The organism is Pseudomonas sp. SWRI50, assembly GCF_014269095.1.
Taxonomy (GTDB): domain Bacteria; phylum Pseudomonadota; class Gammaproteobacteria; order Pseudomonadales; family Pseudomonadaceae; genus Aquipseudomonas; species Aquipseudomonas kermanshahensis.
Map to the genome: position 1 here is coordinate 66,291 of NZ_JABWRW010000019.1, position 21,676 is coordinate 87,966.

Below are 21,676 nucleotides of genomic sequence, written 5' to 3' on the forward strand. Positions count from 1 at the left end.
TCAGCCCTCCCAACCGGCCTGGTAGAGGTTGCCGTGGGCTTTGTTCAAGGCCGCGCGCACCGCGGGCGAGTGTTGGTAGATATCGACGAACTTAGCCAGGCGCGGGTCGTCCTTGCTTTGCGGGCGAATGACGAACTGGATCACGTACTCTTTGTTTTCCAGGCCATCGAACAGCAGCGCGGAGGTGGCGTCGAAGCTGTTGGCCAAGCGGATGTAAGCCGGGTAGCCCTGGACCAGGTCAGCGTCATCATAGGCGCGCACCAGTTGCACCGCCTCGACCTGAAGGATTTTAAGGTGCTTGGGGTTGGCGATGATGTCGTCTTCCGTGGCCTTGTAGCCGACCCCAGGTTTAAGCGTGATCAGCCCCGCCTTGGCCAGTAACTGCAGGCCACGGCCGCTGTTGATCGGGTCGTTGGCGATGGCCACGCTGGCGCCTTCGGGCAGCTCGGCGAAGCTTTTGTACTTTTTCGAGTACAGGCCGACGTTGTTGATGATGCCTGGCGCGTAGGGCACCAGGTTGAAGCCCGCAGCGGCCTTGGCGTTTTCCAGGAACGGGATGTGCTGGAAGTAGTTCACGTCGATGTCGCCGCTGTTGAGGCTGACATTGGGGGCTATCCAATCGCTGAACTCGATCAGCTTCACGTCCAGGCCTTGCTTGTGGGCTTCTTCCACGGCGGTTTCCAGGGGAATCGCAAAGGCGGAGGTGGTACCGATTTTCAACGGCTCGGCGGCGAAGGCGCTGGCGGACAGGCCAAGGGTGACCGCAATGGCCGCGACGGGCCGGAACAGTTTCTCAAGCATGGTGCAGGGCTCCAGTCGGGGCAGGGGTTGGGGTAAAGCGGTAGCGCGAGCCGGGATGGCTGGCGGGCAGGTGCGGGTGGTCGGTATCGAACAACTTCTCGCGCAGGGTGCCCTCGGCGTAAGCGGTCTTGTAGCGGCCACGCTGTTGTAGCTGCGGGATGACCAGGTCGATGAAATCCTCAAAGCTTTCTGGTGTAACGGTGCGGGTCAGGTTGAAGCCGTCCAGCCCGGTTTCGTCGAGCCAGGCGATCAGGGCATCGGCGACCTGTTCAGGGCTGCCGACCAGGGTCACGTAGCGCCCGCCCAGGGCGTGCTGATCAAGCAAGCGGCGGCGGGTCCAGGCGTTTTCCTGCAGCTGGCGCGTGGCCGACTGAATGGCGTTGCCCTTGCTGAAGCCGATCGGCTCGTCCAGCCCATAGGCCGCAAAGTCGATGCCGGTGGAGGCGGCAAAGTGCGCCACGCCGGCCTCGGGGCTGGCATGGCGCAGGTACTCGGCATGCTTGGCTTGGGCCTGTTGCTCAGTGGGGGCGACGATCACCGTGATGCCCATGAACACCTTGACCGCCTGCGGATCGCGGCCCGCCGCCTTGGCGGCCGCGCGCACCTTGTCGACCTGGGCGCGGGTGGCGGTTTTGTCCTGGCCGCTGATGAACACGCACTCGGCATGGTTGCCGGCAAAGGCGAGGCCGCGCGGGGAGCTGCCCGCCTGGAACAACACCGGTGTGCGTTGCGCTGAGGGCTCGCACAGGTGGTAGCCCTCGACGTTGTAGAACTCGCCGTGGTGGCTGACCTTGCGCACCTTGTCGGGCTGGGCGTAGACGCGCTGCTCGCGGTCGGCGACCACGGCATCGTCAGCCCAGCTGCCTTCTAGCAGTTTGTACAGCACCTGCAGGTACTCGTCGGCCTGGTCGTAGCGCCGATCATGCTCGGGTTGCTGCGCCAGGCCCATGGCGCGGGCCGCGCTGTCGAGGTAGCCGGTGACGATGTTCCAGCCGACCCGGCCATTGGTGAGGTGGTCGAGCGTGGAGAGGCGCCGGGCGAACAGGTAAGGCGCCTCGTAGGTGAGGTTGGCGGTAAGGCCGAAGCCCAGGTTGCGGGTGACGGCAGCCATGGCCGAGACCAACAGCAGGGGGTCGTTGACGGGTAGCTGGATCGACTCCTTGAGCGTTACCTCCAGCGACTGGCCATAGATGTCGTAGGTGCCGACGATGTCGGCGATGAACAGGCCGTCGAACAAGCCCCGTTCCAGCAGGCGTGCCAGGTCGGTCCAGTATTCAAGCGTCTTGTACTGGGTCGAGGTGTCCCGCGGGTGGGTCCACAGGCCATGGTTGATGTGCCCGATGCAGTTCATGTTGAAGGCATTGAGCAGAATCTGCTTGGCCATCAGATCGTCCCCCGGCGCGGCGGGTTTTCGTTGTTCAGGTAGTAGTTGCCGATGGCGTGGTACTTCCAGCGCACTGGGTCGTGCAGGGTGTGCACGCGAGCGTTGCGCCAGTGGCGGTCGAGGTTGTGCTCGGCGAGGGTGGCCTGGCTACCGGCCAGTTCGAACAGCGTGGTGCCGGCGGCGAGGGAAATCTCGGTGCTGATGGCGCGTGCTTCGGCCACGGCAATGGAGGCGGCGGCGACGTTGTCGGCGCTGCTGTCTTGCTGGGCGCGGTCGAGGTATTCACCGGCGCGTTCGAGCAGGGCTTCGGTGGCGTGCAGGCGGATCGCCAGTTGGCCGAAGCTTTTCAGGGTCAAGGGGTCTTCGCTGGCCTTGTCCAGGCCCGAGTCGACCCAGGGGCGGCTGCGGGTGCGCACGAAGTGCAGGGCATCTTCGTAGGCGGCGCGGGCGATGCCGGTGTCGATGGCAGCGTGGAGAATCTGTGCCAGTGGGCCGACCGGGGTCGGGCGTTCGAAGGCGCTCTGGAAGGGGACTACGTCTTGGGCGCTGCCCCACACGTTGTCGAATACCACCGAACCACTGCCGGTGGTGCGCTGGCCGAAGCCGCTCCAGTCGTCGATCACCTGCAGGCCTTGGCTGTCGGCGGGGACGAAGGCCAATTGTTGCACGCCATCGTCATCGATCACCGAGGTCGGGATGCGCTGGGCGTAAAGGGCACCGGTTGAATAGAACTTGCGGCCATTGATACGGAACCCATCACCGTCGCGGCTCAGGCGGGTGGTGCGGTCGTTGGCGGTCTTGGTGCCCAGTTCGGCCAAGGCATTGCCAAAGCGCCGGCCGGCCAGCACTTCGGCGTACAGGCGTTGCTGTTGTTCAGGGCTGCCGTTTACCCGCAGCACTTCCAGGGCATAGAAGTGGTTTTGCGGGATCTGCCCCAAGGAGCCATCGGCCTGGGCGATGCGGGCGATGACTTTGGCCAGGGTGACGTTGGACACACCGGCGCCGCCGAAGGCCTTGGGCACGCTGATGGCCCACAGGCCGGAGCGGGTGAACAGGTCGAGTTCGGCATGGGGCAGGCGGCGCTCGCGGTCGCGCAGGGCGCTGTCGCGGCGCAGTTGCTGGGCGATGTCTTCGGCGATGGCCAGGGCTTGGGTGTCGCTGGTGATGATGTTTGTGGTCATGGTGTTTCTCCGGGGGCCGCTGTGCGGCCCATTCGCGGGGCAAGCCCGCTCCCACAGACACACTGCACTGATCTCAGGTGTGGGAGCGGGCTTGCCCCGCGAATGGGCTGCGCAGCAGCCCCAAAGGCTGCAAATCAGATCCAGGAATGCCGCGCAGGCTGGCTGCCGTTCAGGTGGTAAGCGCCCACCGCGTGGTACTTCCAGCGCACCGGGTCATGCAGGGTGTGCACGCGGGCGTTGCGCCAGTGGCGGTCGAGGTTGAACTCGGCCAGGGTGGCGCGGCTGCCGGCCAGCTCGAACAGCTTTTCGCTGGCCTGCAACGAGACCTCGGTGGTCAGCACCTTGGCCTCGGCCACGGCGATCGAAGCGCGGGCAGCAGAAGCGGCGTCGATGGGTGCGTCATTGACCTCATCGAGCACCCGCGCCGCTTTGCGCAGCAGCGCCTCGGCAGCGTGCAGCTCGAGCTTGAGGCGGCCGATGTCGGCGATCACGTACGGGTCGTCGCTGGCGCGCTCGACCTTGGCGTCGATCCAGGGCCGCGATTTGTCGCGCACAAAGCTGATGGCATCATCGATGGCCGCTTCGGCGATACCGGCGTCGATGGCTGCCTGGATCAACTGCGAAGCCGCGCCCTGGATATTCGGCGTGTCACGCTGGCGCCAGTTGTCGATCACCAGTTCCGCATCGACCGGTACCTGGTCGAGCAGCACGGTGCCGCTGGCGGTGGTGCGTTGGCCGAACCCAGACCAGTCATCGACGATGCGCAGCCCAGGGCTGCCGCGGCGGACGAAGGCCAGGCGCTGGCGGCCTTCGTCGTCCAGTGCCTTGACCGCCACCCAGTGGGCGTACAGGGCGCCCGTGGAGTAGAACTTTTCACCACTGATGCGATAACCGTCGCCTACGCGGGTGATCTTTGCCTTCAGGGTCAGGGTGTCTTTGGTGCCGCGCTCGGGGCCGGCATTGCCGATGCGCCAGCCGTCTAGCACGCTGCGGAAGATCACCGCCTGCTGTGCCTCGGTGGCGGTCAGGCGCAGCAACTGCAGCATGCCGAACTGGTTCTGTGGGATCTGCCCCAGGGCCGGGTCGGCGGCACTGATCAGGCGGAAGACTTCCGCCACGGTTTCGAACGAGACATCGGGGCCGCCATAGGCCTTGGGTACGCTGATGCTGCCCAGGCCGCTACGGGTGAACTGCTCGATCTCTGCCCACGGCAGTTTGCGTTGCTGGTCGCGGCGTGCGGCCTGCTCACGGGCCACGTCGGCCAGTTCGCGTGCGGCTTGCAGGGCCTCGGCGTCGTTGCGCAGCACCTTGGCTGGCAGCAGCAGGGGCGAGCTGTCGACGTCGCTGTGGAAAAGGGTATTTGGCTGGCTGGACATCAGTACCGCTCCTTGGCTGCACTCAATGCCCTGGCGATACGCACTGGGGTGATTGTGATCCTGACCATTCCTAACCTCACAAAAGTAGATGCGTCGCTTCAGCTGATGGCGACAGACGTTTGCTGGTCCGGTGGTCCGGTGTATATACCCTAATGGCTTATCAAAAGATTATGAACTAACCTTTTGGAATATATATAGAAGTTGAGATTTGCGCAGGAGGTGCCGGCTTCTTCGCGGGCTTGCCCGCGAAGAGGCCAGTACAGGTTTATTCCGAAGCTGCGGTACCGAGAAACTTGCGCAAGAACTGCCGGGTACGCTCTTCCTTGGGCGCCGCAAACAGCGCCTTGGCTTCACCCTGTTCGACGATCACCCCCTTGTCGAAGAAGATCACCCGGTTCGCCACATCACGGGCAAAACTCATCTCGTGGGTAACGATGATCATGGTGCGCTTCTCTTCGGCCAGGCCGCGGATGGTGGCGAGTACTTCGCCAACCAGCTCCGGGTCGAGCGCCGAGGTCGGTTCGTCAAACAGAATCACCTCAGGCTCCATCGCCAGGGCACGGGCAATCGCTACCCGCTGCTGCTGGCCACCGGAAAGGCGCCGCGGGTAGGCGTCTTCCTTGCCCGCCAGGCCTACCTTGGCCATCAGCTTGCGGCCCAGAGCGATGGCCTGGTCGCGGGGCGTCTTCTTGACGATCACCGGGCCCTCGATGACGTTTTCCAGGGCGGTGCGGTGGGGGAACAGGTTGAAGTTCTGGAACACGAAACCGGCCTGCTGACGCAACCGGCGAATCGCACTCTGCTGCCCACCCAGCGGGCGATTGGCATCGATGCTGATGGCGCCGATCTGGATCTGGCCGGCGTCGGGGGTTTCCAGCAGGTTGAGGCAGCGCAGGAAGGTGGTCTTGCCCGAGCCGCTGGGGCCGATGATGGCGACCACTTCGCCTGGCTGCACGGTCAGGTCGATGCCATTGAGCACGGTCTGGCCCTTGAACTGCTTGGACAGGCCTTTAACTACGATCATGCTCAATGCTCCTGGTCATGCTGGTTGACCCGCGCTTCCATGCGGTTCTGGAAGTGCGCGAGGATACTGCAGAGGATCCAGTAGATAACCGCCACAGCCAGGTACATGGTGAAGACTTCGAAGGTGCGTGCGGTAATCAGCTGGGCCTGGCGGAACAGCTCGGGCACCTGGATGGTCGCCGCCAGGGCGGTGTCCTTGACCAGCGAGATGAAGCTGTTGCCCAGCGGTGGCAAGGCCGTACGCAGGGCTTGCGGCAGGATGGCCCGGCGCATGGCCTGGGTGCGGGTCATGCCGATGCTGGCAGCGGCTTCCCACTGGCCACGGTCGATCGAGGAAATCGCCGCACGCAGGATTTCGCAGATGTAAGCTGCCATGTTCAGCGACAGGCCGATCAGCGAGGCCGGGATGGGGTCGAGTTCGATACCGATCTGCGGCATGCCGAAATAGATCACGAACAGCTGCACCAGCAGCGGCGTGCCCCGGAAGAACGACACGTAGATGCGTGCCAGCCAGTCCAGCGGCAACATCTTCGACAGCCGCATCAGCGCCAGGGCAAACCCCAGCACCAGGCCGAAGAACATGCCACCGACACTGAGCAGCACCGTATAACCCGCGCCCTTCAGCAGGAAGGGCGTGGAATCGACAACGAGTTGCAGGCTTTCAGGGATCATTTAGTGACATCGGCACCGAAGTATTTTTCCGACAGCTTGGCCAGCGTGCCGTCGGCCTTGAGCTTGTCGATGGCCTTGTTGAGGGCCGCCAGCAACTCAGGTTCGCCTTTGCGCAGGGCCACGCCGCTTTCCAGGCGCGAGAAGGCGTCGCCGGCAAGCTCGGTGTCCTTGGCTTTTTGCGCGTATTCCAGTGCGGCCAGGCGGTCGATCAGGATCGCGTCGATGCGGCCGTTGCGCAGGTCGGCGAATTTGCTCGGGTCGTCTTCATAGGTGCGCACGTCTGCTTGCGGAACATCTTGCTTGACCCATTGCTCGTAGTTGGTGCCCAGGCCTACGCCGACTTTCTTGCCAGCCAGGTCAGCCGCTTTGTGGATGTTCAGCTGCTCGGCCTTCTTCTTCAGGATCAGCGCCTGGATGCCGGAAATGGTGTAGGGCTCGGAGAAGTCGTACTTCTTCTTGCGCTCTTCGGAAATGGTCACTTGGTTGATCACCACGTCCAGACGCTTGGATTCCAGCGCGGCGAGGATCCCATCCCATTTGGTCGGTTGAACCTTGGCTTTGACCCCGAGCTCCTTGGCCAACAGCTCGGAGAGTTCAACCTCGAAGCCGGTCAGGTTTCCGTCTGCGTTGACGAAGCTGAACGGTGGGTAGGTGCCTTCCAGGCCGACGTTGATCACGCCCTTTTCCTGAATGGTCTTCAATTGCTCGCCGGCGAAGGCCTGGCTGAGCAGGCCGGCACCCAGCAGGATGGCCAGGCTGGCGTTGAGTAGCGGTTTGGCGAATTTCGACATGTCAGGCCCCGCGCTTGGTGTGGAAGTAGTGGGTGGCGACTATAAAGTTGGCCGCTTAGGCCAGGAAATAATAAAAAATTATCTTATTATTCCTTTTTGTTTTTCTGCCGAGTGAAGTCAGCTTTGAGGGTAGGCCAGGATACTGGCGCCGTCATCGCGGCTTATGCCCGACTTAGCGCAGGATGGAATAAAGCGTTGTTTTTTCCAAGGGATGGATTTGCCGTAGAGTGGATTGCATAACGACAGATTGGCCCCAGGCAGGAGAACACCGTGAGCGAACAACCAACATCTGCGCATTGGCAGCTGCACAGCATCGTCAGTGGTTTGCGCAGCGCCCGTGAGCAATGGCGCAGCCGCAATGGCCGCAGCATTGGCGAGCAGGGCGGGCGCGAACTGCCCTCTCGCGAGGCCATGCGGCAGATTCTCGAGCAGTTGTGCGGGGCGCTGTTCCCGATGCGCCTTGGGCCGGTCGACCTGCGCGAAGAGAGTGAAGATTTTTACGTAGGGCACACCCTGGATGCCGCCCTGACCGCATTGCTGGCCCAGGCCCGCCTGGAGCTGCGCTACGCCGCCCGGCAGAGCCAGGGTGACTTGGTGTCCGTCGATGCCCAGGCACTGCGGCTGATCCAGGATTTTGCCGCGGCGCTGCCCAACCTGCGGGTATTGCTCGACACCGACGTGCTGGCCGCCTACCACGGTGACCCGGCGGCGCGCAGTGTCGATGAGGTGCTGCTGTGCTACCCAGGCATCCTCGCCATCATCCATCACCGCCTGGCGCATCACTTGTACCAGGCTGGTTTGCCGCTGCTGGCGCGTATCAGTTCGGAGCTGGCGCATTCGGCGACCGGTATCGACATCCACCCCGGCGCGCAGATCGGCCCGAGCTTCTTCATCGACCACGGCACCGGCGTGGTGATTGGCGAGACCGCGATCATCGGCGAGCGGGTACGTATCTACCAGGCGGTGACACTGGGCGCCAAGCGCTTCCCAAGCGATGAGTCGGGTACCCTGCACAAAGGCCTGCCGCGCCACCCGATCGTCGAGGACGACGTGGTGATCTATGCGGGGGCGACGATCCTGGGGCGCATTACCATCGGCAAGGGCTCGACCATTGGCGGTAATGTGTGGCTCACCCGCAGCGTGCCGGCCGAGAGCAACATTACCCAGGCCAACCTGCAACTGGATTGCCAGGACAAGAACTGACCTGAGGTCTTTACTGGCTGTACCGGCCCTTTCGCGGGCCGGTTCAGGCATGCACCGATCAGCACCCCGGTTCGCATCAAATCCCGATCCATGGTTAACTTGAACGCTTGTTCAATGAAAAAACGCTGGTCCGCTGCCGGTGTTCAACAGGAGGATTCCTTTGCTGAACCCGTTCATTTCGAACCTTACGTCACGTGACGAGGTGCATGCCCGATGAGTGCACCGACCCCCACCCTTGCCAACGGCAAGATGCGCATGAACCCTCCGGTGTTCTATTTCGCGGCAAGTTTCATCCTCATCTTCGGCCTCATCGTCATCACCAACCCGCAAGCTGCAGGCGACTGGTTGCTGGCGGCACAGAACTGGGCGGCCAACACGGTCGGCTGGTACTACATGCTGGCGATGACGCTGTACCTGGTCTTCGTGGTGGTCACCGCCTTGTCTGGCTACGGCAAGATCAAGCTCGGTGCCGACCACGACGAACCCGAGTTCAGCTACTTGTCCTGGGCCGGCATGCTGTTTGCCGCCGGCATCAGCATCACGCTGTTCTTCTTCTGCGTGTCCGAACCGCTGACCCACATGCTGCAGCCGCCCCAGGGCGAAGCAGGCACGGCAGAGGCCGGGCGCCAGGCCATGCAGATCCTGTTCCTGCACTGGGGCCTGCATGGCTGGGGCGTGTTTGCCTTCGTCGGCATGGCGCTGGCCTACTTCGCCTACCGGCATAACCTGCCGCTGGCCTTGCGCTCGGCGTTGTACCCCCTGATCGGCAAGCGCATCAACGGGCCGATTGGTTACGCGGTGGATGGCTTCGGCATCATTGCCACGGTGTTCGGCCTGGGCGCTGACATGGGCTTTGGCGTGTTGCACTTGAATGCCGGCCTGGATTACCTGTTCGGGATCAGCCACAGCCAGTGGGTGCAGGTCGCGTTGATCACCCTGATGATGGGCGCGGCGGTGGCCGTGGCGGTCGCCGGGGTGGAGAAAGGCGTGCGGGTGATGAGCGACATCAACCTGTTCCTGGCCTGCGCGCTGTTGCTGTTCGTGCTGTTTGCCGGCCCTACCCAGCACCTGTTCAACACGCTTATCCAGAACCTGGGTGACTACCTCGGCGCCTTGCCCCGCAAGAGCTTCGACGTCTATGCCTATGGCGAAAACCGCGACTGGCTTGGCGGCTGGACGGTGTTCTACTGGGCCTGGTGGATTGCCTGGGCGCCGTTCGTGGGCTTGTTCATTGCGCGTATTTCGCGCGGGCGCACCATCCGCGAATTCGTCTTCGGCGTGTTGCTGATTCCCCTGGGCTTCACCCTGGCGTGGATGTCGATCTTCGGCAACAGCGCGTTGGACCAGGTCATCAACCATGGCATGACCGCGCTTGGTCAATCGGCGCTGGATAACCCGTCGATGAGCCTGTACCTGCTGCTGGAGACCTACCCCTGGAGCAAGGTGGTCATCGCGACCACGGTGTTTATCAGCTTCGTGTTCTTCGTCACCTCGGCCGACTCGGGCACTGTGGTGCTGTCGACTTTGTCGGCCAAGGGTGGTGACCCGGATGAAGATGGGCCTAACTGGCTGCGGATTTTCTGGGGCGCGATGACCGCGCTGATCACCAGTGCATTGCTGTTCGCCGGCAGCATCGATTCGCTGAAGTCGGCGGTGGTGCTGACCTCGCTGCCGTTCTCGCTGATCTTGCTGTGCATGATGTGGGGGCTGCACAAGGCGTTCTACCTGGAGTCCCAGCGGCAGATTGCGCAGATGCATTCGCTGGCGCCGTTCGCTCAGTCGCGTCGCGGTCGTGGCGGCTGGCGCCAGCGCCTGAGCCAGGCCGTGCACTTCCCGTCACGCGATGAGGTGTACCGCTTCATGGACGACGTGGTGCGCCCGGCGATTGCCGATGTGCGTGAGGTGTTCGAGCAGAAGGGCCTGGTGCTGATTACCCAGGACGACCCGAGCCACGACAACGTCAGCTTGAAAGTGGGCCATGGCGAGGAGCAACCCTTCATCTACCAGGTGCAGATGCGCGGCTATTTCACGCCGTCGTTTGCGCTGGGTGGGCTGGGTGCTCAGGAGTTGAAGAACCGCCGTTATTACCGGGCGGAGGTGCACCTGAGCGAGGGCAGCCAGAACTACGACCTGGTGGGCTACAGCAAGGAGCAGATCATCAACGACATCCTCGACCAGTACGAGCGGCATATGCAGTACTTGCACCTGGTCCGCTAGACCGCTGGGGCCGCTTTGCGGCCCTTTCGCAGCACAAGGCTGCTCCTACAGGATGTGCGATCCCCTGTAGGAGCAGCCTTGTGCTGCGAATGGAGGCCAACGGCCTCCCGCGGTTCAAAACGGCGCATCCCCCAGAATCGTCGCCCGGTGCATCACCCGCCGATTCGGCCGGTAATCATCCACCGCAAAATGCTGGGTCACGCGGTTGTCCCAGAACGCCACATCATTTTCCTGCCACCGCCAGCGAATGCTGAACTCAGGCCTGGTCGCATGGGTGAACAGCAGCTTGAGCAACGCGTCGCTCTCATACTCGTTCAACTCATTGATGCGCGTGGTGAACCCTTCGTTGACGAACAGCGCCTTGCGCCCGCTGACCGGGTGCGTGCGGATCACTGGGTGTGACAGCGGCGGGTTGTTGCGCCGGGTCGCTTCCCAGCGCGCCAGGTCTTCTGGCGTGGTGCCAAAACGCTCGAGCGGGAACGACTTGGTGAAGTCATGGGTGGCCGTCAGCCCATCAAGCATCTCGCGCAGGGGCGCCGACAAGGCTTCAAGGGCGGCAATGCCACTGGCCCACAGGGTGTCGCCGCCATACGCCGGCAATTGCTTGGCGCTGAGCACCGCACCCAACGCCGGGGTCGGCAGGAAGGTCACGTCGGTGTGCCAGACGGCGTTGTCGCGCACGTCGGTGACCGCCGTGTCGAGCACCAGCACCTGCGGGGTTTCCGGCACGTTGGGGTAGATCGGGTGGATGTGCAGGTCACCGAAGCGGGCCGCAAAGCGGGCTTGCTGGTCTGGGTTGATCGGTTGATCGCGGAAGAACAGCACCTGGTGCTTGAGCAGCGCTTGCTCGATGGCGTCGCGCTGCTCGGTGGTGATGTCGCGGCTGATGTCCACGCCGCTGATCTGGGCGCCGAGCGCCGGGCTGAGAGGGGTGATGGTCAGGCTCATGTCGGTCTCGATCTGTTTTTACTAGGCGCCGAAATGCCGGCGTGGTCAGTGGCTTTGCCCGTGCCAGGGCACCAGCTTGCGTTGCAGCGCGCGCAGGCTCATTTCCAACGCGAAGGCGATCAAGGCGATCAACAGAATGCCCAGCACCACCACGTCAGTGACCAGGAACTGCGCCGCCGACTGCACCATGAAGCCCAGGCCGCTGGTGGCGGCGATCAGTTCTGCGGCGACCAGGGTCGACCAGCCGACCCCAAGGCCGATGCGGATGCCGGTGAGGATGTCGGGCAAGGCGCTGGGCAGGATCACGTGGCGGATCAGTTGCGCCTTGGTCGCCCCCAGCGATTGCGCGGCGCGCAGTTTGGCCGGGTCGACGGTGCGTACGCCGGTGGCGGTGGCGATGGCAATCGGGGCGAAGATCGCCAGGTAAATCAGCAACACTTTCGACAGCTCGCCGATGCCGCACCAGATGACGATGAGCGGCAGATAGGCCAGTGGCGGAATAGGGCGGTAGAACTCGATCAGCGGGTCGAGAATGCCCCGCGCCACACGGTTGTAACCGATGGCGATGCCGACCGGGATGGCGGTCAGGGTGGCGGCGACCAGTGCCAGGCCGATACGGCCCAGGCTTGCCCCCAGGTGCTGCCACAGGCTGGCATCCATGTAGCCCTGGGTCAGTAGGGTCCAGGCCCTGGCCAGGATATCGCCGGGCGCCGGCAGGAACAGCGGCTCGATCCAGCCGGCGGCCGTCACCAGCCACCAGGCCAGCAGCAGGCTGGCCAGGGTCAGGGTGCTGATCCAGCGGGTAGCAAGCGGGCGGCGTGCCTTTTCAGCAGGCCGGGTGTGGGCGTCGCGTTTGCCGGTAACCGGCAGATCCAGGCTGCTCATGCGCGCTCCTGCAGGCTTTGGCGTTGGGAGAAGACCCGCGCCAGCACGTGCTCGCGGGTTTCGATGAAGCGTGGGTCGGACTTGATCGCCCGGGCCGGCTCGCCCGCCGCGTAGCGTTGGCCGAAGTCCAACTGCAGGCGCTCGACTACACGCCCCGGGTTGGGCGCCAGCAGCACCAGCTCGCTGGCGAGGAACACCGCTTCTTCAATGTCGTGGGTAATCAGGAACACAGGCTTTGCGGTGCGCTGCCAGACCTGCAGCAGCAGCTCTTGCATCTGCTCGCGGGTGAACGCGTCGAGCGCGCCGAACGGCTCGTCCATCAGCAGTACCCGTGGGTCGGCCGCCAGCGCGCGGGCCAGGCCGACACGCTGCTTCTGGCCACCGGACAATTGCCATATGCGCCGCTCGGCAAACCCTTCCAGGTCGACCAAGGCCAGCATCTCGCGGGCCTTGGCCTCACGCTGGGCGCGCGGTACGCCGGCCAGCTCAAGGCCAAAGGCGACGTTGCCCAGCACGTTCTGCCAGGGCAGCAAGGCATCGTCTTGGAACACCACACCGCGTTCGGCGCTGGGGCCGTTGACCGGTGCACCGTCAAGGGTGATGCGGCCGCCGCTGGGGGCGACGAAGCCGGCGATCAGGTTGAGCAGCGACGTCTTGCCGCTGCCGGATGGCCCGAGGGCCACCAGCAGCTGGCGTGGCCCCAGGCTCAGGTTGATATCGGCCAGCACCGGGGTGCTGGCGCCAGGGTACTGTGCGCTGATGCGCTCCAGTTCAAGCAAGGCCATGACGGGCTCCGGATCAGTTTGGAAGGAACTTGGCGCTGACGTACGGCGAGTAGTCCGGCAGCACCGCGTCGACCTTGCCTTGTTGCTTGAGGAAGGTGGCGGTGTCAGTCAGCGCTTGGGTGGTCGGTGCACCCAGGGCGTTGGCCTGGTCGGCGGCCAATGGGTAGACGTTGCCTTCCAGCAGCACCGGGATATCGCTGGCCTTGGCGCCGGACAGCTTGACCAGCTTGGCCACGTTGTCCTTGTTGGCCAGCCACGCTTGTGGGTCTTTGCGGTAGTCGGCGTAGGCGTCGAGGGTGACCTTGGCGAACGCCTTGACCACGTCAGGGTGCTTGTCGGCGAAGTCCTTGCGCACGATCCAGGCGTCGAAGGTCGGTGCGCCTTTTTCGGCCAGTTCACCGGAGGTGATCAGCACCTTGCCGTTTTCCTTGGCCACGCCCAGGGCGGGGTCCCAGACGTAGGTCGCGTCGATGTCACCGCGTTTCCAGGCGGCAATGATCGCCGGTGGCGCGAGGTTGAGGATCTGTACCTTGGACGGGTCGATGTTCCAGGCCTTGAGCGCCGCCAGCAGGCTGTAGTGGCCGGTGGAAACGAAAGGCACGGCCACTTTCTTGCCGATCAGGTCTTGCGGCGTCTTGATGCTGTCGCGCGCCACCAGTGCTTCGCCCGCGCCGATCTGGGTGGCGATCAAGAAGGTTTCGACCGGCAGTTTGCGCGTTGCCGCAGCGGCCAGCGGGCTGGAACCGAGGTAGCCGATCTGCACGTCACCGCTGGCCACAGCCGTGATCACATCGGCGCCGTTGTCGAATTTGCGCCAGTCGATACTGGCCTTGCTGGCTTTTTCGTAGTCGCCATCGACCTGGGCAACTTTGGCCGGGTCAACGGTGGTCTGGTAGGCCACGGTCAAGTCGGCGGCCTGGGCCAACCAGCTGGTGCCGGCGAGGGTCAGGGCGGCGAACAGGCGCAGCGGAGCGTGCGGGATCATGGTTGAACCTCTCGTCAGGCAATCGATGTGATGGATGGCGAGAAGACTAAATGATCTAAGAAATCTAAAATAAATAACTTTTTAGAATTAGCTTAGGAGCCAAATGCTTTAAGCCGCGTGCCGTTGATGTCGCGCAATGGCGAAATCCGACAGGGCTGCTAGGCTTTTTCGTCCCTTAGAACAGTATGGAATTAGGTTATGAGCAAACGTTTGCAAATAACCCAAAGTTATGAACGAATGTGCCGTTTACAACAAAAGGCAGTAAAGGTTCCTAACATATTCCGGAAAAATCTTACAAATTCATAAAACGGTCATTTTGGATTTATAGGATTGTCATTATCCTGTAGCGCAGGTGGCGTCTTAGACCAAAGTCGCGAAACGTTTAGAAACGATTGACTTCATGGTCACGCTTTGGGACTAAATCGCCAATCCACGGTGAGCGGGGCAGCAGACCCCGCCTCCAGAGATACACAAGAATTAGAACGTAGAGGAGCAAAACATGTACAAGTCCAGCCTGGCTCTGGCCGTGGCAATGGGGGTTCTCGCCCAACAAGCAGGCGCTGCCGGTTTCGTTGAAGACAGCAAACTGTCGCTCAGCTCGCGCACCATGTACTTCAACAACGACAACCGTGACGGCGGTGCTGACAACCGCGAGTCTGGCCAGGGCTTCAAGCTCGACTACCTGTCCGGTTTCACCGAGGGTACCGTTGGCTTCGGCGTCGATGTTCAGGCCCTGTGGGGTATTCACCTGGATGGCGGCCGCGGCAAGCACCCTGACAACAGCAGCTTCTTCCCGAGCGATACCGACGGGTCTGCTGTAAGCCAGTGGGCGCGTGTAGGCGGTAATGCCAAGGCTCGCTTCTCCAAGACCGAAGCCCACTTCGGTAGCGCCTTGGCGCCGAACCTGCCGATCCTGGTGGCCAACGATGGCCGTCTGCTGCCGCAGACCTTCGAGGGTGGCACCATCCAGTCGAAGGAAATCGACAACCTGACCGTCAACGCCGGTCAGCTGACCCATGCCATGGGCCGTGCTTCGAGCAACCGTACCGGCCTGTCCGTGGCGGGCGCTACCCAGGACAGCAACAAGTTCCGCTACGGCGGCCTGGACTACAAGCTCACTCCAGACCTGACCCTGCAGTACTACTACTCGAACCTGGAAGACTTCTACAAGCAGCACTTCCTGGGCGCGACCCACGTGTTCAAGATTGCTGACGACCAGTCGTTCAAGACCGACCTGCGCTACTTCGACAGCAGCAGCGACGGCAAGAACGGTGAAGCCGGCTACCGCTTCAACAACAACGGCGGTTATGCCAAGAACGCTGGCGAGGTCGACAACAAGACCTGGACCGCCATGTTCACCTACACCCTGGGCGGCCATGCGCTGATGCTCGGTCACCAGCGTGTCAACGATGACGGTGGTTTCGTCTGGCTCAACCAAGGCAGCGTCGTTGATGGCAATGGCCGCAACGAAGGCGCCGGTGGTTCCAGCTTCTACCTGTTCACCGACAGCATGATCAACCAGTTCGCCAAGGCCGGTGAAAACACCACCTTCGGTCAGTACTCGTATGACTTCGCGCGTCTGGGCGTCCCTGGCCTGAAAGCTTCGGTCTCCTACCTGAAAGGTGAAGACGGCAAGAACGCCAACGGCAACGGTACCTTCAGCGAATGGGAACGTGACGCTCGCGTCGACTACGTCATCCAGGAAGGCACCTTCAAAGGCCTGGGCGCCAGCCTGCGTCACGGTGTCTACCGTGGCACTGGCACCAGCTCGCTGGCTGACCAGGATCAGACCCGTCTGATCTTCAACTACACTTACAACTTCCTGTAAGCCGTAGCTGAACCAGAAGCCTCGCCTAGTGCGAGGCTTTTTTGTGTCTGCAATTCGGTATGCTCTGTGGTTATAAATAAATCAGTATTTATTCTTTTTATTTTTAATTGAATGCAGGCACATTGAACTCCACAAGGCCAGAACACAGCACAGGAGCCGCACCCATGAGCCTCAAACTCGGCGACATCGCCCCCGATTTCGAACAGGATTCCAGTGAAGGCAAGATCCGCTTCCACGAGTGGCTCGGCAACAGTTGGGGTGTGCTGTTTTCCCACCCGGCCGACTTTACCCCGGTGTGCACCACCGAACTGGGCCTGACCGCCAAGCTCAAAGACGACTTCGCCCAGCGCGGCGTCAAGGCCATCGCACTGTCGGTGGACCCGGTCGACTCGCACCACAAGTGGATCGATGACATCAACGAGACCCAGAACACCGTGGTCAACTTCCCGATCATCGCCGACGCCGACCGCAAGGTGTCCGACCTGTACGACCTGATTCACCCGAACGCGAACGACACCCTGACCGTGCGCTCGCTGTTCGTCATCGACCCGAACAAGAAGGTGCGCCTGACCATTACCTATCCGGCCAGTACCGGGCGCAACTTCAACGAGATTTTGCGGGTAATCGACTCGCTGCAGCTGACCGACAACTACAAGGTCGCCACGCCAGGTAACTGGCAGGACGGTGACGACGTAGTGATCGTGCCTTCGCTCAAAGACGAGGAAGAGATCAAACAGCGTTTCCCCAAAGGGTATCGGGCGGTGAAGCCTTATCTGCGCCTGACGCCGCAACCTAATCGTTAAAGGATCCACGTTGCATTGCTCTTAGCCATAGCAGGGATTTCGGGCCGTTTCGACGGCCCTTTTTTATGCCTCCGGTTTTTTGGGGCCGCTTTGCGGCCCTATCGCGACGCAAGGCCGCTCCTACAATGGAATGCGATCCCTGTGTAGGAGCGGCCTTGCGTCGCGAAAGGGCTGCAAAGCAGCCCCCCAAATCTCAAAACCATTAAAGAACCAGAAGGAATAAACAAATGAAAAAATATGATTTCTAGATATATAAACAGGCTGTTAATGTCACTTCCAACAGAACACAAGGAAGCGCTCCAATGTTGGTCGTCTCAATCGGTGGTAGCCCTGGTACCCGTTCACGCTCCGGCGTGTTGCTCGAGCGCTCGCGCCAGTGGCTGCAGCACCGTGGCGTCGAAGTAGTGACCTTCCAGGTACGTGACTTCCCCGCCGAGGACCTGCTCCATGCGCGCTTCGACAGCCCGCAGGTGCAGCACTTCCAGCAACTGGTGGCCCAGGCCGATGGCCTGATCGTCGCCACCCCGGTGTACAAGGCATCGTTCGCCGGCGCGCTGAAAACATTGCTCGACCTGCTGCCCGAACGCGCCCTGGAGCACAAGGTCGTGTTGCCCATCGCTACCGGCGGCAGCATCGCCCACATGCTGGCGGTGGATTACGCGTTAAAACCGGTGCTGTCGGCACTTAAGGCGCAAGAGACCCTGCAAGGGATCTTCGCCGACGACAGCCAGGTCGCCTACGCAGAAGGCGCCAAGGCGGCACAGCTGGCACCTGCTCTGGATGAGCGCCTGCAGGACTCGCTGGAAACCTTCCACGTTGCCCTGGCCCGTCGGCCGCGCCCCGTGGCCCCCGGCGTACTCAATGAACGCCTGATCAGTGCCCGCTGGAGCATCTGACCCGGTTCAACGGCTTTATCGCGTCATCCACCTTACTCGCCCGTCAACGAGGCAAGCAGGTGCAACCCGAACCCCATTCGCACAGGAGAGCGCCATGCGCACAGTCTTCTTGCGTCGTGGTCTGGTCGCCCTGTTTGCGGCGGCTGTGTCCTTCGGCGCCATCACCCAAGCCCAGGCCGAGAGCCTGCGCATCGGTTATCAGAAATACGGCACCCTGGTGCTGCTCAAGGCCAAAGGCACGCTGGAGAAGCGCCTGGCCGAGCAGGGCGTGCAGGTGCAGTGGACCGAATTCCCCGGTGGCCCGCAGTTGCTCGAAGGCCTGAACGTCGGCTCCATCGACTTCGGCGTCACCGGCGAAACGCCGCCGGTATTCGCTCAGGCTGCCGGCGCCGACCTGCTTTACGTGGCCTACGAGCCACCGGCGCCGCACAGCGAAGCGATCCTGGTGCCGAAGGGCTCGTCGATCCAGTCGGTGAAAGACCTCAAAGGCAAGAAAGTCGTCCTCAACAAGGGCTCCAACGTCCACTACCTGCTGGTGCGTGCCCTGGAAGATGCAGGCCTCAAATACAGCGACATTCAACCGGTCTACCTGCCGCCAGCCGATGCCCGCGCGGCATTCGAGCGTGGCAGCGTCGATGCCTGGGTGATCTGGGACCCGTACCAGGCCGCCGCCGAGAAACAGCTGCAGGCACGCACCCTGCGTGACGGCAAGGGTCTGGTCGACAACCATCAGTTCTATCTCGCCACCCGTGACTATGCCACCCAGCACCCTGCCGTGATCAGCACCTTGATCGACGAAGTGCGTGCCGTGGGCGAGTGGTCCCAGGCCAACCCGCAGGAGGTCACCGATCAGGTCGCGCCCCTGCTTGGGCTGCCTGCCGACATCACCCTGACCTCGGTCAAGCGCCAAGGCTACGGCGCTGCGCCGCTCACCCCTGAGGTGGTGGCCGCGCAACAGAAGATCGCCGACACGTTCCAGGCGCTGAAGCTTATTCCCAAGCCGCTGAGCATCAAGGACGTGATCTGGACACCCCCGGCCAAGGTCGCCAGTGCGCCTTGATTGAATTGCCTGCGCCGGGGCGTTGCTCCGGCTTGAGCCACCCTTGAGGAGACAACTCCAATGAGCCTTAACATTTTCTGGTTTCTTCCCACACACGGTGACGGCAAGTACCTGGGCACCTCCGATGGCGCCCGTGCAGTCGATCACGGCTACCTGCAGCAAATTGCCCAGGCTGCCGACCGCCTTGGTTTTGGTGGGGTGCTGATCCCTACCGGGCGTTCCTGCGAGGATTCCTGGCTGGTGGCTGCGTCGTTGATCCCTGTCACCCAGCGCCTGAAGTTTCTGGTTGCCCTGCGCCCCGGCATCATTTCGCCGACCGTGGCGGCGCGCCAGGCCGCGACCCTGGACCGCCTGTCCAACGGCCGTGCGCTGTTCAACCTGGTCACCGGTGGCGACCCGGACGAACTGGCCGGTGACGGCCTGCACCTGAGCCACGAAGAGCGCTACGAAGCCTCGGTCGAGTTCACCCGTATCTGGCGCAAGGTGCTGGAAGGCGAAAACGTCGACTACGACGGCAAGCACATCCAGGTGAAGGGCGCCAAACTGCTCTATCCGCCGATTCAGCAACCGCGTCCGCCGCTGTACTTCGGCGGGTCGTCCGAAGCCGCGCAAGACCTGGCGGCCGAGCAGGTCGAGCTGTACCTCACCTGGGGCGAGCCACCGGCCGCCGTCGCCGAAAAAATCGCCCAGGTGCGCGAAAAGGCTGCCGCCCAAGGCCGCGAAGTGCGCTTCGGTATCCGCCTGCACGTGATCGTGCGTGAAACCAATGAAGAAGCCTGGGCCGCCGCTGACCGCCTGATCTCGCACCTGGACGACGAAACCATCGCCCGTGCCCAGGCCTCGCTGGCGCGTTTCGACTCGGTCGGCCAGCAGCGCATGGCTGCCCTGCACGGCGGCAACCGCGACAACCTGGAGGTCAGCCCCAACCTGTGGGCGGGCGTCGGCCTGGTACGCGGCGGCGCCGGTACCGCGCTGGTCGGCGATGGCCCTACCGTGGCTGCGCGGGTCAAGGAATACGCCGAGCTGGGCATCGATACCTTCATCTTCTCGGGTTATCCACACCTTGAAGAGTCCTACCGCGTTGCCGAGCTGCTGTTCCCGCACCTCGAGGTACAGCGCCCGGAGCAACCGAAAAGTACCGGTTACGTGAGCCCGTTCGGCGAGATGGTGGCCAACGACATCCTGCCCAAGTCCGTGTCGCAGCGCTGAGGGCCGGGCCATGAGTCGTGCAACTTCTTCTACCTTGGCCCAGCGCCTGGCCCCATGGGCACTGCCGGTACTGCTGCTGGCGGCCTGGCAGCTGGCGGTCAGCGCGGGCTGGCTGTCGACCCGCATCCTGCCAGCGCCGAGCGCGGTGGTCAGCGCGGGTGTCGAGCTGGTGCGCAGCGGCGAGATCTGGACCCACCTGGCCATCAGTGGCTGGCGTGCCGGGCTGGGCTTCGTCATCGGCGGCAGCATCGGCCTGGCGCTGGGCTTTATCACTGGCCTGTCGAACTGGGGCGAACGCCTGCTCGACAGCTCGGTGCAGATGATCCGCAACGTGCCTCACCTGGCGCTGATCCCACTGGTGATCCTTTGGTTCGGTATCGATGAGTCGGCAAAGATTTTTTTGGTCGCTCTGGGCACGTTGTTCCCGATCTACCTCAACACCTACCACGGTATCCGCAACGTTGACCCGGCCCTGGTGGAGATGGCGCGCAGCTATGGCCTGTCCGGTTTCGGCTTGTTCCGTCAGGTGATCCTGCCAGGTGCATTGCCCTCGATTCTGGTGGGCGTGCGCTTCGCCCTGGGCTTCATGTGGCTGACCCTGATCGTGGCAGAAACCATCTCGGCGAATGCCGGTATCGGTTACCTGGCGATGAACGCCCGTGAGTTCCTGCAGACCGACGTGGTGGTCTTGGCCATCGTCCTGTACGCCGTGCTTGGCAAGCTCGCTGACCTCGCCGCCCGCGGCCTGGAACGTGTCTGGCTGCGCTGGCACCCGGCCTATCAAGTGGCCAAGAAGGAGGGCGCATGACCGTGCTCAAGGAACAGCCGCCACGCCTGCTGCGTGGCATCCCCCTGGCATCCAACGGCCTGCGTAAAACCTTTGGCCAGCGTGAAGTGCTCAAAGGCATCGACCTGCACATCCCGGCCGGCCAGTTCGTCGCCATCGTTGGCCGCAGCGGCTGCGGCAAGAGCACTTTGCTGCGTTTGCTGGCCGGCCTCGACCAGCCCAGCGCCGGTGAATTGCTGGCCGGTGCCGCACCCTTGGCCGAAGCCCGCGAAGAAACCCGGCTGATGTTCCAGGACGCGCGCCTGTTGCCGTGGAAGAAGGTGATCGACAACGTCGGCCTGGGCTTGTCTGGCAATTGGCGGCCACGTGCGCTGGATGCGCTGGAAGCAGTCGGCCTGGCCGACCGCGCCAACGAGTGGCCGGCAGCACTCTCCGGTGGCCAGAAGCAACGGGTGGCCCTGGCGCGGGCACTGATTCACCAGCCGCGTCTGCTGTTGCTGGACGAGCCGCTGGGTGCCTTGGATGCATTGACCCGTATCGAGATGCAGCAATTGATCGAACGCCTCTGGCGTCAGCACGGGTTCACCGTGTTGCTGGTCACCCACGATGTCAGCGAGGCGGTTGCCGTGGCGGACCGGGTGATCTTGATCGAAGACGGCGAGGTCGGGCTCGACCTCACTGTCGATCTGGCACGGCCAAGGTCGCGTGGTTCGCACCGTTTGGCGGCGCTGGAAAGCGAAGTGCTCAACCGTGTTCTGTCGGCTCCGGGCACTGCGCCTGAGCCGGATCCTGTAGCCCCTTTGCCCACGCAACTGCGTTGGGCGCACTGAATCACTCACTTA

The 21,676-nt window shown here is 62.9% G+C and carries 20 protein-coding genes; 9 read left to right on the plus strand and 11 right to left on the minus strand.

The features are described 5' to 3' along the window. From HU750_RS19315 to tcyJ, 7 genes are all read right to left on the minus strand, one after another. Nucleotides 1–801, minus strand: coding sequence for a MetQ/NlpA family ABC transporter substrate-binding protein (locus tag HU750_RS19315; protein WP_085273879.1), 801 nt, complete (start codon nucleotides 799–801; stop codon nucleotides 1–3). Next, on the minus strand, nucleotides 794–2,185 hold the full coding sequence (locus HU750_RS19320) for an LLM class flavin-dependent oxidoreductase (RefSeq protein ID WP_186681842.1): 1,392 nt from the start codon (nucleotides 2,183–2,185) through the stop codon (nucleotides 794–796). The genes HU750_RS19315 and HU750_RS19320 overlap by 8 nt, the downstream gene beginning before the upstream one ends. Continuing rightward, a complete protein-coding gene (locus HU750_RS19325; RefSeq protein WP_186681845.1) occupies nucleotides 2,185–3,366 on the minus strand; it encodes an SfnB family sulfur acquisition oxidoreductase in 1,182 nt (393 codons plus the stop codon). The genes HU750_RS19320 and HU750_RS19325 overlap by 1 nt, the downstream gene beginning before the upstream one ends. A gap of 134 nt (nucleotides 3,367–3,500) precedes the next feature. Continuing rightward, the gene (locus HU750_RS19330; protein ID WP_186681847.1) at nucleotides 3,501–4,742 is read right to left on the minus strand and encodes an SfnB family sulfur acquisition oxidoreductase; all 1,242 of its coding nucleotides are present in this window, start codon (nucleotides 4,740–4,742) and stop codon (nucleotides 3,501–3,503) included. A gap of 265 nt (nucleotides 4,743–5,007) precedes the next feature. Continuing rightward, entirely contained in the window at nucleotides 5,008–5,766 is a 759-nt protein-coding gene (gene tcyN / locus HU750_RS19335; RefSeq protein ID WP_085273875.1) for an L-cystine ABC transporter ATP-binding protein TcyN, read from the minus strand. Nucleotides 5,767–5,768: 2 nt separating this feature from the next. Then, nucleotides 5,769–6,437 carry a cystine ABC transporter permease gene (gene tcyL, locus HU750_RS19340; RefSeq protein ID WP_085273874.1) on the minus strand — a complete coding sequence of 223 codons (669 nt, stop codon included), beginning with the start codon at nucleotides 6,435–6,437 and terminating at the stop codon, nucleotides 5,769–5,771. After that, a complete protein-coding gene (gene tcyJ / locus HU750_RS19345) occupies nucleotides 6,434–7,228 on the minus strand; it encodes a cystine ABC transporter substrate-binding protein (protein WP_027595169.1) in 795 nt (264 codons plus the stop codon). Before tcyJ ends, tcyL begins: the two co-directional genes overlap by 4 nt. 270 nt (nucleotides 7,229–7,498) lie before the next feature. Between tcyJ and epsC the strand changes: the two genes are divergently transcribed. Then, nucleotides 7,499–8,431, plus strand: coding sequence for a serine O-acetyltransferase EpsC (epsC, locus tag HU750_RS19350; protein WP_186681849.1), 933 nt, complete (start codon nucleotides 7,499–7,501; stop codon nucleotides 8,429–8,431). A 255-nt stretch (nucleotides 8,432–8,686) separates the two neighbouring features. Then, a complete protein-coding gene (gene betT, locus HU750_RS19355) occupies nucleotides 8,687–10,648 on the plus strand; it encodes a choline transporter BetT (protein WP_172960398.1) in 1,962 nt (653 codons plus the stop codon). Nucleotides 10,649–10,762: 114 nt separating this feature from the next. Here the strand turns inward: betT and tauD are convergent, their stop codons facing one another. From tauD to tauA, 4 genes are read right to left on the minus strand one after another with little or no spacing between them, the layout of a single operon-like run. Further along, nucleotides 10,763–11,596 carry a taurine dioxygenase gene (tauD, locus tag HU750_RS19360; RefSeq protein WP_186681851.1) on the minus strand — a complete coding sequence of 278 codons (834 nt, stop codon included), beginning with the start codon at nucleotides 11,594–11,596 and terminating at the stop codon, nucleotides 10,763–10,765. A gap of 45 nt (nucleotides 11,597–11,641) precedes the next feature. Continuing rightward, nucleotides 11,642–12,481: a taurine ABC transporter permease TauC gene (tauC, locus tag HU750_RS19365; protein ID WP_099428066.1), complete on the minus strand. Its 840-nt coding sequence runs from the start codon at nucleotides 12,479–12,481 to the stop codon at nucleotides 11,642–11,644. Continuing rightward, on the minus strand, nucleotides 12,478–13,266 hold the full coding sequence (gene tauB, locus HU750_RS19370) for a taurine ABC transporter ATP-binding subunit (RefSeq protein ID WP_027595174.1): 789 nt from the start codon (nucleotides 13,264–13,266) through the stop codon (nucleotides 12,478–12,480). Before tauB ends, tauC begins: the two co-directional genes overlap by 4 nt. 13 nt (nucleotides 13,267–13,279) lie before the next feature. After that, nucleotides 13,280–14,251, minus strand: a complete 972-nt coding sequence (gene tauA, locus HU750_RS19375; RefSeq protein WP_085273871.1) for a taurine ABC transporter substrate-binding protein — start codon at nucleotides 14,249–14,251, stop codon at nucleotides 13,280–13,282. A 499-nt stretch (nucleotides 14,252–14,750) separates the two neighbouring features. Here tauA and HU750_RS19380 point away from each other — a divergent pair, with 499 nt between their 5' ends. The 7 genes from HU750_RS19380 to ssuB all read left to right on the plus strand — a co-directional run bounded on the left by HU750_RS19380 (nucleotide 14,751) and on the right by ssuB (nucleotide 21,664). Further along, complete coding sequence (locus HU750_RS19380) at nucleotides 14,751–16,079, plus strand: OprD family porin (RefSeq protein WP_186681853.1); 1,329 nt, start codon at nucleotides 14,751–14,753, stop codon at nucleotides 16,077–16,079. A 164-nt stretch (nucleotides 16,080–16,243) separates the two neighbouring features. After that, nucleotides 16,244–16,882: a peroxiredoxin gene (locus tag HU750_RS19385; protein WP_027595177.1), complete on the plus strand. Its 639-nt coding sequence runs from the start codon at nucleotides 16,244–16,246 to the stop codon at nucleotides 16,880–16,882. A 302-nt stretch (nucleotides 16,883–17,184) separates the two neighbouring features. Next, a complete protein-coding gene (gene ssuE / locus HU750_RS19390; protein ID WP_027595178.1) occupies nucleotides 17,185–17,778 on the plus strand; it encodes an NADPH-dependent FMN reductase in 594 nt (197 codons plus the stop codon). A gap of 94 nt (nucleotides 17,779–17,872) precedes the next feature. Continuing rightward, nucleotides 17,873–18,838: a sulfonate ABC transporter substrate-binding protein gene (locus HU750_RS19395; protein ID WP_027595179.1), complete on the plus strand. Its 966-nt coding sequence runs from the start codon at nucleotides 17,873–17,875 to the stop codon at nucleotides 18,836–18,838. Nucleotides 18,839–18,898: 60 nt separating this feature from the next. Beyond that, on the plus strand, nucleotides 18,899–20,047 hold the full coding sequence (ssuD, locus tag HU750_RS19400) for an FMNH2-dependent alkanesulfonate monooxygenase (protein WP_186681855.1): 1,149 nt from the start codon (nucleotides 18,899–18,901) through the stop codon (nucleotides 20,045–20,047). Nucleotides 20,048–20,057: 10 nt separating this feature from the next. After that, nucleotides 20,058–20,855 (plus strand): aliphatic sulfonate ABC transporter permease SsuC, encoded by a 798-nt coding sequence (ssuC, locus tag HU750_RS19405; RefSeq protein WP_027595181.1) that lies wholly within the window; start codon nucleotides 20,058–20,060, stop codon nucleotides 20,853–20,855. Next, nucleotides 20,852–21,664 (plus strand): aliphatic sulfonates ABC transporter ATP-binding protein, encoded by an 813-nt coding sequence (ssuB, locus tag HU750_RS19410; RefSeq protein WP_027595182.1) that lies wholly within the window; start codon nucleotides 20,852–20,854, stop codon nucleotides 21,662–21,664. The genes ssuC and ssuB overlap by 4 nt, the downstream gene beginning before the upstream one ends. Nucleotides 21,665–21,676 lie beyond the last annotated feature (12 nt).

Excerpts from the sequence above, each read along its gene's own strand:
- HU750_RS19315 (WP_085273879.1), bottom strand. The coding sequence starts at position 801 with ATGCTTGAGAAACTGTTCCGGCCCGTCGCGGCCATTGCGGTCACCCTT.
- HU750_RS19320 (WP_186681842.1), bottom strand. The coding sequence starts at position 2,185 with ATGGCCAAGCAGATTCTGCTCAATGCCTTCAACATGAACTGCATCGGG.
- HU750_RS19325 (WP_186681845.1), bottom strand. The coding sequence starts at position 3,366 with ATGACCACAAACATCATCACCAGCGACACCCAAGCCCTGGCCATCGCC.
- HU750_RS19330 (WP_186681847.1), bottom strand. The coding sequence starts at position 4,742 with ATGTCCAGCCAGCCAAATACCCTTTTCCACAGCGACGTCGACAGCTCG.
- tcyN (WP_085273875.1), bottom strand. The coding sequence starts at position 5,766 with ATGATCGTAGTTAAAGGCCTGTCCAAGCAGTTCAAGGGCCAGACCGTG.
- tcyL (WP_085273874.1), bottom strand. The coding sequence starts at position 6,437 with ATGATCCCTGAAAGCCTGCAACTCGTTGTCGATTCCACGCCCTTCCTG.
- tcyJ (WP_027595169.1), bottom strand. The coding sequence starts at position 7,228 with ATGTCGAAATTCGCCAAACCGCTACTCAACGCCAGCCTGGCCATCCTG.
- betT (WP_172960398.1), top strand. The coding sequence starts at position 8,687 with ATGAACCCTCCGGTGTTCTATTTCGCGGCAAGTTTCATCCTCATCTTC.
- tauD (WP_186681851.1), bottom strand. The coding sequence starts at position 11,596 with ATGAGCCTGACCATCACCCCTCTCAGCCCGGCGCTCGGCGCCCAGATC.
- tauC (WP_099428066.1), bottom strand. The coding sequence starts at position 12,481 with ATGAGCAGCCTGGATCTGCCGGTTACCGGCAAACGCGACGCCCACACC.
- tauB (WP_027595174.1), bottom strand. The coding sequence starts at position 13,266 with ATGGCCTTGCTTGAACTGGAGCGCATCAGCGCACAGTACCCTGGCGCC.
- tauA (WP_085273871.1), bottom strand. The coding sequence starts at position 14,251 with ATGATCCCGCACGCTCCGCTGCGCCTGTTCGCCGCCCTGACCCTCGCC.
- HU750_RS19380 (WP_186681853.1), top strand. The coding sequence starts at position 14,751 with ATGTACAAGTCCAGCCTGGCTCTGGCCGTGGCAATGGGGGTTCTCGCC.
- HU750_RS19385 (WP_027595177.1), top strand. The coding sequence starts at position 16,244 with ATGAGCCTCAAACTCGGCGACATCGCCCCCGATTTCGAACAGGATTCC.
- ssuE (WP_027595178.1), top strand. The coding sequence starts at position 17,185 with ATGTTGGTCGTCTCAATCGGTGGTAGCCCTGGTACCCGTTCACGCTCC.
- HU750_RS19395 (WP_027595179.1), top strand. The coding sequence starts at position 17,873 with ATGCGCACAGTCTTCTTGCGTCGTGGTCTGGTCGCCCTGTTTGCGGCG.
- ssuD (WP_186681855.1), top strand. The coding sequence starts at position 18,899 with ATGAGCCTTAACATTTTCTGGTTTCTTCCCACACACGGTGACGGCAAG.
- ssuC (WP_027595181.1), top strand. The coding sequence starts at position 20,058 with ATGAGTCGTGCAACTTCTTCTACCTTGGCCCAGCGCCTGGCCCCATGG.
- ssuB (WP_027595182.1), top strand. The coding sequence starts at position 20,852 with ATGACCGTGCTCAAGGAACAGCCGCCACGCCTGCTGCGTGGCATCCCC.